This is a genomic window from Paenibacillus dendritiformis (assembly GCF_945605565.1).
GTDB lineage: Bacteria > Bacillota > Bacilli > Paenibacillales > Paenibacillaceae > Paenibacillus_B > Paenibacillus_B dendritiformis_A.
In genome coordinates, this window is sequence record NZ_OX216966.1 from 5741009 (window position 1) to 5753817 (window position 12809).

At 57.1% G+C, this 12809-nt stretch carries 12 protein-coding genes; 2 read left to right on the forward strand and 10 right to left on the reverse strand.

Going from position 1 to position 12809, the window contains the following annotated elements:
• Nucleotides 1-220 precede the first annotated feature (220 nt).
• The 8 genes from NNL35_RS25765 to NNL35_RS25800 form a co-directional block, all read right to left on the reverse strand.
• Nucleotides 221-1429, reverse strand: a complete 1209-nt coding sequence (locus tag NNL35_RS25765) for an aminotransferase class I/II-fold pyridoxal phosphate-dependent enzyme (RefSeq protein WP_006677465.1) — start codon at nucleotides 1427-1429, stop codon at nucleotides 221-223.
• 13 nt (nucleotides 1430-1442) lie between these two features.
• A complete protein-coding gene (locus NNL35_RS25770; RefSeq protein ID WP_006677466.1) occupies nucleotides 1443-1943 on the reverse strand; it encodes an Lrp/AsnC family transcriptional regulator in 501 nt (166 codons plus the stop codon).
• Nucleotides 1944-2116: 173 nt separating this feature from the next.
• Nucleotides 2117-2578 carry a spore coat protein gene (locus tag NNL35_RS25775; RefSeq protein ID WP_006677467.1) on the reverse strand — a complete coding sequence of 154 codons (462 nt, stop codon included), beginning with the start codon at nucleotides 2576-2578 and terminating at the stop codon, nucleotides 2117-2119.
• A 26-nt stretch (nucleotides 2579-2604) separates the two neighbouring features.
• A complete protein-coding gene (locus NNL35_RS25780) occupies nucleotides 2605-2871 on the reverse strand; it encodes a hypothetical protein (protein ID WP_006677468.1) in 267 nt (88 codons plus the stop codon).
• A 313-nt stretch (nucleotides 2872-3184) separates the two neighbouring features.
• Complete coding sequence (locus NNL35_RS25785; protein WP_006677469.1) at nucleotides 3185-4387, reverse strand: MFS transporter; 1203 nt, start codon at nucleotides 4385-4387, stop codon at nucleotides 3185-3187.
• An 82-nt stretch (nucleotides 4388-4469) separates the two neighbouring features.
• Complete coding sequence (locus tag NNL35_RS25790) at nucleotides 4470-5003, reverse strand: hypothetical protein (RefSeq protein WP_006677470.1); 534 nt, start codon at nucleotides 5001-5003, stop codon at nucleotides 4470-4472.
• A gap of 166 nt (nucleotides 5004-5169) precedes the next feature.
• Nucleotides 5170-5589 carry a DUF350 domain-containing protein gene (locus tag NNL35_RS25795; RefSeq protein ID WP_006677471.1) on the reverse strand — a complete coding sequence of 140 codons (420 nt, stop codon included), beginning with the start codon at nucleotides 5587-5589 and terminating at the stop codon, nucleotides 5170-5172.
• A gap of 28 nt (nucleotides 5590-5617) precedes the next feature.
• A complete protein-coding gene (locus NNL35_RS25800; protein WP_006677472.1) occupies nucleotides 5618-7975 on the reverse strand; it encodes an endonuclease MutS2 in 2358 nt (785 codons plus the stop codon).
• Nucleotides 7976-8125: 150 nt separating this feature from the next.
• Between NNL35_RS25800 and NNL35_RS25805 the strand changes: the two genes are divergently transcribed.
• Both NNL35_RS25805 and NNL35_RS25810 read left to right on the forward strand, forming a co-directional pair.
• Nucleotides 8126-8491: a phage holin family protein gene (locus NNL35_RS25805; RefSeq protein WP_006677473.1), complete on the forward strand. Its 366-nt coding sequence runs from the start codon at nucleotides 8126-8128 to the stop codon at nucleotides 8489-8491.
• 126 nt (nucleotides 8492-8617) lie between these two features.
• Nucleotides 8618-8989, forward strand: coding sequence for a cupredoxin domain-containing protein (locus tag NNL35_RS25810; protein ID WP_040731705.1), 372 nt, complete (start codon nucleotides 8618-8620; stop codon nucleotides 8987-8989).
• 108 nt (nucleotides 8990-9097) lie between these two features.
• Here the strand turns inward: NNL35_RS25810 and NNL35_RS25815 are convergent, their stop codons facing one another.
• Together NNL35_RS25815 and zapA are read right to left on the reverse strand one after the other, a co-directional pair.
• The gene (locus NNL35_RS25815) at nucleotides 9098-9685 is read right to left on the reverse strand and encodes a CvpA family protein (RefSeq protein WP_254553856.1); all 588 of its coding nucleotides are present in this window, start codon (nucleotides 9683-9685) and stop codon (nucleotides 9098-9100) included.
• 54 nt (nucleotides 9686-9739) lie between these two features.
• Nucleotides 9740-12649 (reverse strand): cell division protein ZapA, encoded by a 2910-nt coding sequence (zapA, locus tag NNL35_RS25820; RefSeq protein WP_254553857.1) that lies wholly within the window; start codon nucleotides 12647-12649, stop codon nucleotides 9740-9742.
• Nucleotides 12650-12809 lie beyond the last annotated feature (160 nt).

Genomic DNA, 12809 nt, shown 5'->3' on the forward strand with positions numbered 1-12809 from the left:
CATTTGGGATGAGATCCATCTTCTCTCAGTAAACTACGTGAATACGTCGTCAAGGTGTAGTTCGAACAAAACAAGCCCTTTCCTCCTTTCGCAGCTGGATCCTCGAAGCGCCATCATCGCCCATCTGTTCCATTTGATGGGACAATAAAGCGAGACATGTTATATTATACCAGATGAAGGAAAAGAAAACTAGTTCATTTTAGTTCAATTTGAATTTTTTTCACATTTCCTGCTTAATCTTGTCGAGGAAACGCCCCATTCGATCGAGCGCTTCATTCAACTGCGATACCGATGTCGCATAAGAGCAGCGGATGAAGCCCTCGCCGCCCAAGCCGAACACGTCTCCAGGAACCGCCGCCACCTTCGCCTCGAACAGGAGCCGGTGCGCGAATTCCTCGGAAGTAAGCCCTGTTGATTGAATGGAAGGAAAGGCATAGAAGGCGCCCTGCGGCTCGTGGCAGTCAAGCCCGATGTCGCGCAGCCCCTTGACGATAAGGCGCCGCCGCTGGTTATACGACTCGACCATATGCTCCTTCTCTTCATGCCCGTGCTTCAAGGCCTCCAGCGCAGCGATCTGGCCCATAATCGGGGCGCACATGACCGTATACTGATGGATTTTGAGCATGGCCGAAATAATGTCCTTGTGACCGCAGGCATAGCCCATGCGCCAGCCGGTCATCGCGAACGCCTTCGAGAAGCCGCTTACCAGAATCGTGCGCTCCTTCATCCCCGGAATGGACGAGAAGCTGACATGCTTCTGATCATAGGTCAGTTCGGCGTAGATCTCATCGGAAATGACAATGAGATCGTTCTCCTCCACGATCTTCGCGATCGGCAGCCAATCCTCATAGGTCATGATGCCGCCTGTCGGATTACTCGGATAACAGAGAATGAGCACCTTCGACTTCGGCGTAATTTTCGCCTGCAGCCCTTCGGCGGTCAGCTTGAAGTCATCCTTCGCGAACGTCTCGATTCCGACCGGTACCCCGCCGCCGATCGACACGATTGGCGAATACGAGATATAGCTTGGCTCGGGTATGAGAATCTCATCACCTGGAGCGACCAGCGTCCGCAGCGCCAGATCGATCGCTTCCGAGCCGCCAACCGTTACAATTATTTCATCGGCAGGATCATACGCAACTTTGAATGATTCATCCAAATATTTTGCAATTTCCTCTCGCAGCTCCGGCATCCCCGCGTTGGACGTATATTTGGTGCGTCCCCGCTCCAAAGAATAGACACAAGCTTCGCGCACATGCCAAGGCGTGCAGAAATCCGGTTCCCCTACCCCGAGGGTGATAATGTCCTTGCTGGATACCGCCATGTCGAAGAAACGGCGGATGCCGGAAGGCGGAATATCCCGGACCAGCGGATTAATGTATTGATGCATGGAACGGTTCGTCCCCTGTTTCTCCTCTTCCTTAATCATGCTCTGTCACCTCTCACGGGGTTACGACGAGACGTTGATCGTCCTCGCGCTCTTCATAGATGATGCCGTCTTGCTTATATTTTTTGAGAATGAAATGCGTCTTGGTCGACAACACCGATTCGATCGGCGACAGCTTATCCGAGACGAACGACGCCACCTCGCGCAAGCTTTTGCCTTGAACCTCGACCTGCAGATCATAAGAACCCGACATCAGGTAAACCGCCTTGACCTGCGGGAACAGATAGATTCGTTCGGCGATCCCTTCAAATCCGCGGCCGCGCTCCGGCGTAATCTGGACTTCAATCAGAGCCGTGACCATCTCATCATCGACCTTGCTCCAGTTCACCACCGTCGAATACTTGACAATAACATGCTTTCGTTCCATGTCAGCGATCGCCGATTGAACCTCTTCCAACTGAACCCCCAGCATCGTGGCGATTAGGTCCGGGGAACGGCGGGCGTCCTCTTTCAATAGTTTCAATATTTGAATATCCAGTGAGCTTAAGTCTGTCATTCCCATTGCCTCCCTCGACGTGCCTTGCAAATCAGCCGATATATTGTTGATATTTCAATATGATACACCTTTTTGCGGATCCACACCAGCACAAACATATGTCAGGCGCGGTTGCGAAAACAAACAACAGCCGCCCTTCCATAGAATCGGAAAAGCGGCTGCATAGCGGCGTGCTAGGATAGGTAATCGGAGTAGCGGCTGGTTCCGGACGACTGCGGCTGGTACGAGCCATGCTGTTGCTGCGGCTGGTATGGGGCTTGCTGCTGTTGCTGCGGCTGATATCCGCCCTGCCCGTAGTAGCCGGCGCCGTAGCCCTGCTGTGCTTGCAGCTTCTGCTGGACGAACTGGTTCGCCTTCTGGATCGTCTGCTCATGGTCGCGCAGCCGCTTGTTGACTTCATCCCGGAGCGCCGGGGAAGCGACGGAATACATATTTTGCTGCTGCATCAGGTTGAACAGCTGGCCTTGCATCTGCAGGGTGCTATTGGTCAGATCGGTGAACATCTGGCGAACGGTAGGGCAAGCCGCTTCCGTTACGCCGGTCGCATATTCTCTTGAGGTGCGCTTCAAGTCATTGAGAATCGTATGTAACAAATCTTTCTCGGGCATGAACCCGCTCATCGAAGTGCCGTTCATGTTCGTAACCTCCTATCGATCGTTTTTTATTGGGACTGGGTCTGCTGTTGGGCATGGGTCGGCGCGATCTGAGCATGCTGCTGCAGCGATTGCACCAGCAGGTTCATATGCTGCTGATGAGCCGACACCATCTGCACCAGCGTCTGCTGGATCGCGGCATTGGTCGTGCTTGCCGCTGTTGCCGCGCATTGCTTCATCAGCAAATCTTCATTGGAAATGGAATCTACGATATATTCCAGTTCTTTCGCAGATAACGGCTTCATCGAAAGATGGCTTTGTTGTCCGTATGGCATAGTTGGTTCCTGCTCCTTTCAACATTGAAAGTGTTGGTAATCATTTGTATTATGACTCTCTTCTGAGAAAAATATGTAAATGAATTCGTAGAAATGGAGAGGGATATCCGCGACGCTGGATCGGAGAAGACTTCGGCGGCAACGAACCGTATAACCGTATGATCGCTGCCGCTCTGATAGCCTGTCCTATCAAGACCAGGAGGGCCGAATTGCTCCGTGTGATCGAAGGCGCTGGAATCGGGTATTCTAGCCTCTCATCCCAGGGAATGTGCCTCGAAGCGCTAGCGGACGGCTTCTTCGGCCCAGGGAGGCGCTACTGCTTCGCCGCCTGCTTGACGAGCCGCTGCATGAACAGGGCGCCGAGGATCGGCACGCTTCCTGTAACCGCAAGGAAGCCGACAATAGCCCACTGCTCGGTCCGCCAGCTGACAAGCGCGATAAAAGCCGCGATCCCCAATATCCTTCCGGCCAGCAAACCGAATTCGCGGACGACGGTCAGTTCCACCCGCTGCTTGACCGAGTCGTCATTCCGGCCCAAAATATCGAAGGTGGAAGAGGTCATCGGCACGATGAACAGCGGCGAAAACAAGGAAGTGATGACCCCGAACAGGATAAGCATCGCATAATTTACCTGAATAAATAAAGGGACAATCCCCACCGCCATCGCCACGCTTCCCGCGATCATCCCTGCGGCGCGATAGGATGCGCGGTACAGCCGGCCCGCAAGATAGAAGCTGACAAGCGCGACAGCCGAAGTGATGAGCGTGTAATTCCCCAGCTTCAGCTCGTTGGTTGTTGTGATGTAGACGACGAGCCCGACCAGGAAGTAGAATACGCCTTCTCGCACCCCCTGGGCGCCCAGCGCGGGCAAGGCAGCGCGCCATGGGCTATGCTGCGGCTTCCAGGCCGTAAACGGCAGCGACCAGCGGTAGGCTCCTTGCGGCGGCCGTTTGTGCAGCCAAAAGCTGAATACACCGGCTCCGACAAACACGACGAGTGAACTCGTAAAAATTAGCGTATACCCCCGATCTCCCCCCAGCTTGGAGATCAGGAAGCCGGATACCCAGGGGGCAATCATGGCGCAGCAGGATCCGACGAACCCCGCCCAGCCATTGTACAAATCGCGGTTGTCCGCGTCCGTAATCTCAAAATAAATGACATTGTAGGCCAGCCAGAACGCTCCGCTGGCGGACCCCAGTATAAACCCGAGCGGAAGCATGTAATGCACCGCGCCTTTGCCAAGCCATAGGACCGCCGCGTAGAACAGGGCCGACAAGGCAATCCCCATGCGAAGGCAGTTCATTTTATTGCCTTCCTTCACCCATTTCCCGGCAAAATAGAACACGATGCCGATGGCCACTTGCTGCATCAAGGCAAACCAGCCAATAAAGGCGAATTCCGATTTCATCTTCCATAAAAAAACATTGACGAACGTCCCAGACAGGGCGTTCGCCAACGAAAATAGACCGAATACGACCAAGAGCAACAAAGACTGGCCGTCAAGACGCGCTTTCACGAAGGTGAACCCTCCCCGCTTTCAGAGCTGGTAGCCATATGGTTACAGCTTTTAACTTGCCCCAAAGCAGGCGTCTTATTTATTAAGCTTTCGCATTTCTCACATTTTCCATCATGGCTTCGCGATAAGGAGCCGCCAAAATTTTCGATACCTGGAAGCAGGATGTGCACACATAGACGTTCAACTCGAACGGCGGCTGAAGCAATGGCGCAGCCAGCGCTTCCGGCCGGGCAGGCTTGAAGCTCGATCCGGATACCGTCTCCGTGCCGGCAAGCAGCATATATTCACGGCATTGCGGACATTCCGGAACTTCCTCCTGGCTGTGCAGGACCTGGTCCACGCCCTCCTGATAACGAAGCGTATCCGTATCGCTGTACAGCACGCCGCCATCATCCCAACCGAAGTTGGACCAGCCCTTCTCTTCCGGCTTTCCGGCTTCTTCCCGTTCCCTGGACGCAGTCCCTTCGTCTTCTTCCATTTCCAGCTCGACATTGAGCGTGCGGTAATTGTTCAGCTCATTATGGCAATGCGGACATTCTTCCTCCGGGCCCAATTCCTCGTCCCACACAATTTCCGTATCGCACCAAGGACATATTGTTTTGCCGGTCTCGCTCATCGGCTTCCACTCCTTTTGTATGTTACGTGAGAGATTACCCTATATTTCTCCAATAAATAATCCCGATAATAAAAAAAATCGCAGCCAGCGCAAACAGCGCGCCCCATAAATACTTCATTCCGTATCCCTCCCAGACGTCATGGAGATCAACCCGGCCCCGGGGGCATCACTTGATGCTCGCCCCGATAATATAGGACAGCGAAATGGAAATAATCATCGCCAACAGTCCGACCGCCCGGTTATCCTTTTCGATCTCTTCATCCAGCCGGAAATAAGGCATCAAGAAGCCGAATAAAAAGTAGGCGGCAAGCAACAGCACGTATCCAAGCGCAGCCCACAGCAAGGACGTGTACAAGGAATCCCTGGCCACGATTCCGAAGCGAAAAATATTGCATATCCCGAATATTTTACCGGACGTGGCCATGGCAACGCTGAGATTCCCCTTGCGGATCTCATCCCAGCACTTGTATTTCGTCACAAGCTCGAAAATGGACAACAGCAGCACTAAAGCCAGCACGGCTACGGAAAAATAAGCAATCATGGATACATAGGGATTGCTTAGCCATTGTTCAATCATCACTTCCACGGTGCTCCCCCTCTGGTCTCAAGATATTTTACTTCAACTCAGCCACAGTCACTCCCGTGCCGCCCTCTCCGAAGCTGCCGAGGCGGAAGCTCTTGACGTGCTTGTGCTTGCGTAAAAATTCCTGAATTCCGGAACGGAGGATGCCGGTTCCTTTGCCGTGAATAATATAGACCTGCCCCAGATTGCCGAGCAGCGCCTCATCGAGGAAGCGGTCGACTTCCATCAACGCTTCTTCCAGGTTGGCCCCCCGAAGATCGAGCTCCGACCGGACCGATTCTCCCCGGGTCCGCTTCACGTTTGCTCCCGACTGCACGGGCTTCGCAGCGGATTTCGCCGAGGAGAGAAGCTCCAGATCATCGAGCGGCACCTTCATCTTCATAATCCCGAGCTGCACGACCGCTTCCTCTCCGGCGAGTTCAACGACGCTGCCCTTTTGATTCAAGCTGTACACCCTGACGTCATCCCCCGCTTCAATGCGGCGGACCGGCTTCGCATCCCGCTTCGGCTTCGCAGCCAGCTTGGCCTCGGGTGCGGCCTCATCCAACCGCTTCCGCGCTTCCGTCAGCATATGCTCCTTGACCTGCACTCCTTCCATCGCCAGCTGCCGCAGCTCGGCGATGATCTCCTGGGCTTCGCGGCGGGCCTTGTCCACGATGGCGCGCGCCTTCGCTTCCGCTTGCTCCTGCCGCTTCTCCCGCTCTGCCTCCTGCTTCTCCAGCTCCCGGCTCAGCTTCTGCCGCATCGCTTCCAGCTCCATGCGCAGCTTCGACGCCGTCTCCCGCTCCGCTTCGGCCTTCAACCGATTGTCCTCCAGCGACGCGATCATCGTCTCGACGCGCATATCCTCTTCCGTCACTTCTCCGCGCGCATGATCGATAATCGGCTTCGGCAGCCCGAGCCGTTCCGCAATCGCGAACGCATTGCTTCGGCCCGGAACGCCGACCAGCAACCGGTAAGTCGGGCGCAGCGTCTGCACATCGAATTCCATGCTGGCGTTGATGACGCCTTTGCGCTCATAGGCATACGCCTTCAGTTCGCTATAGTGCGTCGTCGCGACCATCCGGCAGCCTAACCGGTGAATATGCTCCAGAATGGCAATCGCCAGGGCAGACCCTTCAGCAGGGTCGGTACCTGCTCCCACCTCGTCCAACAGCACGAGGCTCTTCGGCGTCATTTGCTCCAAAATGCGAATGATATTGGTCAAATGGCTGGAGAACGTGCTCAAGCTCTGCTCAATGCTCTGTTCATCGCCAATATCGGCATAGATCGCATCGAACACGCACATCTGGCTTCCATCCTCCGCCGGAATGAACAGCCCCGACATCGCCATCAGATTCAACAGCCCGATTGTCTTCAAGGTGACCGTCTTCCCGCCGGTATTCGGACCCGTGACCAGGATCGACGTATAGGAATTGCCCAATTCCACGTCGATTGGAACGACCTGATCCGCTGGGATCAACGGATGGCGGGCCTTCCGCAGCTTCAGGAAGCCGCGGTCATTCATCCGTGGCAGGGAGGCCTTCATTTCCCGCGCGAGGCGGGCCTTGGCGAACATGAAATCCAGCGTCTCCACTGCCCCGGTATCGTACTCCAGCACATCCGCAAGCAAGCCGACCTGCTCGGTCAGGCGGGACAAAATCCGCTCGATCTCCCGCTCCTCCCGCAGCTTCGTCTCGCGCAGCTTATTGTTCATCGCCACAATCGCTTCCGGCTCGATGAACAGCGTCGCTCCCGAACCGGATTGATCATGGACGATGCCGCCATAATGGCTCCGGTACTCCTGCTTCACCGGAATAACATACCGGTCGTTGCGGATCGTAATCAGCTGCTCCTGCAGCATTTTGGCCGCATTCGAAGAGCGGATCATCGCCTCCAGCTTTTCCCGGATGCGCGTCTCGCCGATGCGGAGCTCCCGCCGGATGGCCGCCAGCTCGAAGCTGGCCTGGTCGAGAATCTCGCCCTGCTCGTCGATGCATTGGCGGATGTCCTCCTCCAGCTGCTTTTGATCGCTGATCGTCTCCGCCAGATCCTGCAATAGCGGGATCGCTTCTTCCTCATGCACGGCGGCAATATGGCGCTTCGTTCGCCGCGCCGCGAACAGCAGCGCCGAAATATCCCACAGCTCGGTGGAGCTGAGCATCGCTTGAATCCGCGCCCGCTTCAACGCTCCCCGAATATCCTTCACCCCTGCCAGCGGCGGTCCGCCCTTGAGGCGCTCGACCGTCATCGCTTCGTCTGTCGCCTGCAGACGGAGCTTCACATCCTCCAAGTCCGAGCTCGGCCTCAGATTCAGCGCGGCCTGCTCTCCCAGTCCGGTCGCCGCATGGGTGGCGAGGGAAGCTAGTATTTTATGGTAATCCATCGTATTCAATATTTTTGAATCCACAACCAGTTCGACTCCTCTCGGTGTCCATTATAACGAAACTCATTTTTGATAGCTATGATGTCTGAACCTGCCACTAATGTTTATCGAGGAAAAGGTTACACTAATTGTTGCACAACCTACACCCTTTCAAACGAGTAAGGAGGAAAGTCCATGAATTTTCTCGGCCATGTCGTTCGATTTATCGTCGCGGCAATTGTATTGATGGTCACGGGCTGGATTGTGCCGGCGTTTTCCGTAGGCGGCTTCTGGAGTGCCCTGATCCTGGCCCTGGTGATCGCATTGTTCGGCTGGATTGTCGAAGGCATCTTCGGCAAAAAAGTCACGCCGTTCGGACGCGGAATTGTCGGCTTTCTGGCCAGCGCCTTGGTCATATATGTAGCCCAATTTTTCGTCGGCGGCGTATCGGTTAGCATTCTGGGCGCCATTCTGGCCGCGCTCGTTATCGGGTTGATCGACCTGTTCATCCCGATTGCGTCTCCGTTCGAAGGCGGTAAAGAATCGCAACCCGGACGGTAATCCTTTTCCAAGTCCATACTCTCCCCCTCGTCAGCCGGCATGCCGGCATTGACGGAATTTCTTGTCTGAATAGGCTTGGCAATCCGCCAATGCATCCGCTACACTGGACTGATAAGGGGGATGAGCATGAGACGCAGCAGGCGATGGACAATAGGAGCCACCATTGTGCTTAGCCTTGGGCTGACCGCATGCGGTGGATCGCAAGCGGATACACCAGCGGCCGCAACCGAAGCCGCGGATACCGAATTGGTCATCCAAGCGACCAACTACCAGTTCGATCAGCCGGAATACCATATCAAGGCGGGCGAGTCCGTTCGCATCATATTGGAAGCGAAGGGCAATCACGGCCTTCAGGTGAAGGAACTGGGCCTGAAGCTGGATCCGAATCAGACCGAGCAAATCATCACGCCCGAGAAGCCGGGTACTTATGAATTCTTCTGCACCATCATGTGCGGGCCGGGACACAAGGACATGCACGCGAAGCTGATCGTCGAGTAACGTACCGGCCGCCAGGCAGACAGAGGCCGCCGTCCCGCCCTTCGGGGAGACGGCGGCTTTTGCATGCAGCGCGCCCGCTTCGATCGGAGCTGCGGGCACCGTACCCAATTACAGCCATTGCGCCCAAGTGACTGCCTGCGCCATCGCATCCGGTATCCAGGCCCCGGTCCATTCCATCCAGACGGATGCTGCCGCCCAATCGCGGATAGCGCCGGCCGGCCAAGCCCGGAGCAGCACATACAAGATGCACCAGAGAAAAGCGAATTGCACCAATCCCAATAGGGCGCCGACCAGCCGATCCACGGCGCGCACCGGCTTCGCTGCGGTCAGCTTCTGGATGGCGAACCGGATGAGCCATAGCCCCCCCATCGCGAAGGTGAACAGCAGAATGAACGCGACAACCGCGTGCACCGTGTCCATCAATGCCGGGGAGAGGGATGATGCGGTCCCGCCTGTTCCTGCGCCGCTCCCCGAATCGGGAGAGAACAGCCGCCGGCGTACCCAAGGCACGAAATCTTCGTAGTAGCGAGAGGCGACAATAAAAGACACGATGCATCCAATGAGGGACAGAAGCTGGGATTTCATTCCCCGCCATGCCCCCCATGCTACCGATGCCGCTGCTGCCGCCGCCAGTACATAATCCAGCCCGTTCCAGGCGGCGAAAGCATTCGCGATATCGCCCCACAGTCTATGCAAAAATTCCAAGATGTCTATATCCATATTTGCTTCCTTTATTTTTGAACATCCTCTTTAGTTAACGTCCTGCTCTATCAATTCAAGCCACTCATTGAACTCGCTCTGCAGCTTCTGATATTCGTCCTTCAGTTGAAGGTAAGCCTCCTCCGTCTCCTTGGCCTGCTGCCGCTCCATATCGCGCTCCACCTGCGCCAGCCGGAATTGATGGGACAGCACCTCGAATTGCTCCTGAATCTGCTTCAGATCCTCAAGCTGCTCCTGGCCGCTCTGTTCGGCCGCCTGCAGGCTGCGCAGCTCGGCTTCCGCCTCTCTCAGCCGCCGCTGCAGCTCATCCCGTTCTTCGTTCCAGGCCTTGAACGCCAAGGACCAATCTTGCTCCTGCTCCGCCCACTCGTCGGCCTGAGCCTGCCAAGCGGCTTCGGTCCGCTTCCATTCCTGCTCCCGAGCCTGGAATTGATCAAAATGCTCCTGCCACTGCTGCTCGCGCTGCTCCCACTTCTGCTCCAGCCCCTGCCAATGGGATTCGCGGGCTTGCAGCTTGTCCTGCCATTCCGCCTCCAGGCGGCCGCATTCCTCTTCCCACTGGGCGGTCTGCTCCCGCGCTTCCACCAGCTCGCGCTGGGACGCTTCGATCGCTGCGGCAGCCTCCTGCTGGGCAGCCTGCACGGTCTCGGCAGACGCCTTCCAATTGAGCGCCTCCGCTTCAAGCTGCCGGTTCTTCTCCTCCAGCTCGGCGATCAGCTCATCATAGGTCTGCTGCTCCTGCGCTTCCTTCTCACGCCATGCGCTGCGCTCCGCTTCATGCTGCTCCCGCAAGGCGACGATGGACTGCCCGCTCTGCGCGCTCCACGCGTCCCGCTCGGCCTGGAGCTGCTCCTCCAGCTCCCGCTTGCAGCTCGCGAGCTCCGCGTCCCGCTCTTCGGCCGCCTGCTTCCGCCAAGCTTCGAGCTGCGCTTCGTGCTGTGCTTCGCGCTCCTCCGCCTGCTCCACCAGTTCGCGTTCGCGCTCTTCCGCCTGCTGAAGCATCTCCATCGCGTCGGACAGCGACTGCTGCAGCTCGGCCGCATTCGCATGGGCCTCGTCGCGAACCCGCATCAGGCGCTCCATCTCCACCTGGCGGGCGCGATCAAGCTCTTCCGCACGGCTCAACCGGCCCTCCAGCTGCTGGATGCGCGCCGCCGCTTGCGCCAGCTTCGCATCCGCTTCCTCGCGCAGCGACTGCTCCTCAGCCAAGGCTTCCGCATGCTCTTCCGCGGTCTCGTTCGCCTTCGCTTCCGCCGCCTCGCGCAGCGCTCTCTCCTCAGACAGCGCCTTCGCGTGTTCCTCCGCAGCTTCGTTCGCTTTCGCTTCCGCCGCTTCGCGCAGCGCTCTCTCCTCGGACAGCGCCTTCGCGTGTTCCTCCGCAGCTTCGTTCGCTTTCGCTTCCGCCGCTTCGCGCAGCGCTCTCTCCTCGGACAGCGCCTTCGCATGCTCTTCCGCGGCTTCGAGCTGCAGGCTTGTCATCGCATCCACGTCTTCGGCATGGCGATTGTGTACCTTCTCCAGCTCCTCCGTATGAGCCGCTTGGAGACAATTCAGCCTGGTCTGCCATTCGCCGCTGACCTGCTCCAGCTCCTCTTGATGCGCTTCAAGCCATTGCTCCCGCTCGGACTCATGCGCAGCATTCAGACGCTCGATCTCCGCCTGGAGCTTCTCCAGCTCGGCTGCCGCCAGTTCCTCCGCTTCGCGCTTCGCCTGCTCCAGCGATGAGGCATGCTGCTCGGCCCAAGCTTCACGCTCCGCCTCCAGCTTCTCCTCGGCTTGCTTCAATTGGAGCTCATGCGCCGACTTCACGGCGGACAACTGTTCCTGCTGCTGCTCCTTCGTCTGTTCCATCCGTTTATGGAAGCTGCGCTCCAACTGCTGCCGCTCGACTGCCGCCTCCTGGCGCACTTCCTGTTGGGCAGCCTCATATTGTTCCGTCAGCTCGCTCAAGCGACGGTTCAACTCTTCATCATGCAGCCGCGCCTGCTCGGCGAGCTGCTGCTGCGCCTGCTCTTCCCGCTGGCGTGCCCGTTCTTCCGCTTCCGCTGCCTGCGCCGCCAATTGCCCTTCCCAAGCGGCAGTCTGCTCGGCAAGCTGCTCCTCCCAAATCGTAGCTGTCTCCTCGGCCAGACGTTCTGCCGCCGCGATCTTTTCTTTCCATTCCGCCTCCTGGACAGCCAGCTTCTCGCTCCACGCTTGTTCGCCGGCTTTCAGCTTGGCCTCCCAGCTCTTCGCCTGAGCGGACAGCTTCTCGTTCCAGCCCCGCTCCTGTTCGGACAGCTTCTGCTTCATCAGCTGTTCGTGCTTCGCGGCTGCTTGCTCCTTCTCCGCCACGGCCTGCTTCCACTTGCCTTCCAGCTCCTGCAGCTTGCGCTTCGTCTCTTGTTCGCGCGCCGCCGCGGACTGCACGCTGCGTTCCGCTTCCTTCAACTGCTGGCTCAGCTTCTGAAGACGTTCGTCGGCCTGCTTCTTCTGTTCCGACAGCTGCTGATTCGACTCCTTCAGCTTGGCTGTCTCCGCACGCAGACCGGCCGTCTGCTTCTCGGTGTTCTCCTTCTCCGCCGCCAACGCCTGCTGGAGCTGCTTAATCTGCGCTCCCGTATCCTTCCGCAGGTCCTCAAGCGCCCGTGCCGAGTGCGACTTGATCCGTTCCAGCTCCCGGGTCAGCTCCAGGCCGGCTTGTTCCTGCTCCTGCAGTGACTGGCTAATCCGCGCATGTTCATCCTGTATTTTCTGCACTTCTTCCGCGATATGCACGGCCGCAAGGACGGCGATGCGCGTCGTATCCAGTCTGGAATTGACGTCCGAGATAGTACGCATGCGCTCGTCTACCATGGCGGCAATGTTTCTCATGTATTCCTTGCTCGTCGTTCCTATCAATTTATACTGCGTTCCATATATGTCAACCGTAACCCGATGCTTATTGTCCGGAGTGGTCATCCTAGCGTCCTCCTTGCCTTCATGTCGCCCTGGCTTCCTGATGCTGCCAAGCGCTGACAATATCTATGCTTCCTTCCCTATTAGGTTCGGCATGACAAGCTTCATTTCCTTCTCCGATTCTAGAGGTTGTTCAAAAAGTCCGCTTTTGATCACGCAGTAA

What these genes read in the sequence shown, in the direction of transcription:
- NNL35_RS25765 (WP_006677465.1), bottom strand. Translation starts at nt 1,429, where the DNA reads ATGATTAAGGAAGAGGAGAAACAGGGGACGAACCGTTCCATGCATCAA.
- NNL35_RS25770 (WP_006677466.1), bottom strand. Translation starts at nt 1,943, where the DNA reads ATGACAGACTTAAGCTCACTGGATATTCAAATATTGAAACTATTGAAA.
- NNL35_RS25775 (WP_006677467.1), bottom strand. Translation starts at nt 2,578, where the DNA reads ATGAACGGCACTTCGATGAGCGGGTTCATGCCCGAGAAAGATTTGTTA.
- NNL35_RS25780 (WP_006677468.1), bottom strand. Translation starts at nt 2,871, where the DNA reads ATGCCATACGGACAACAAAGCCATCTTTCGATGAAGCCGTTATCTGCG.
- NNL35_RS25790 (WP_006677470.1), bottom strand. Translation starts at nt 5,003, where the DNA reads ATGAGCGAGACCGGCAAAACAATATGTCCTTGGTGCGATACGGAAATT.
- NNL35_RS25805 (WP_006677473.1), top strand. Translation starts at nt 8,126, where the DNA reads ATGAATTTTCTCGGCCATGTCGTTCGATTTATCGTCGCGGCAATTGTA.
- NNL35_RS25810 (WP_040731705.1), top strand. Translation starts at nt 8,618, where the DNA reads ATGAGACGCAGCAGGCGATGGACAATAGGAGCCACCATTGTGCTTAGC.
- zapA (WP_254553857.1), bottom strand. Translation starts at nt 12,649, where the DNA reads ATGACCACTCCGGACAATAAGCATCGGGTTACGGTTGACATATATGGA.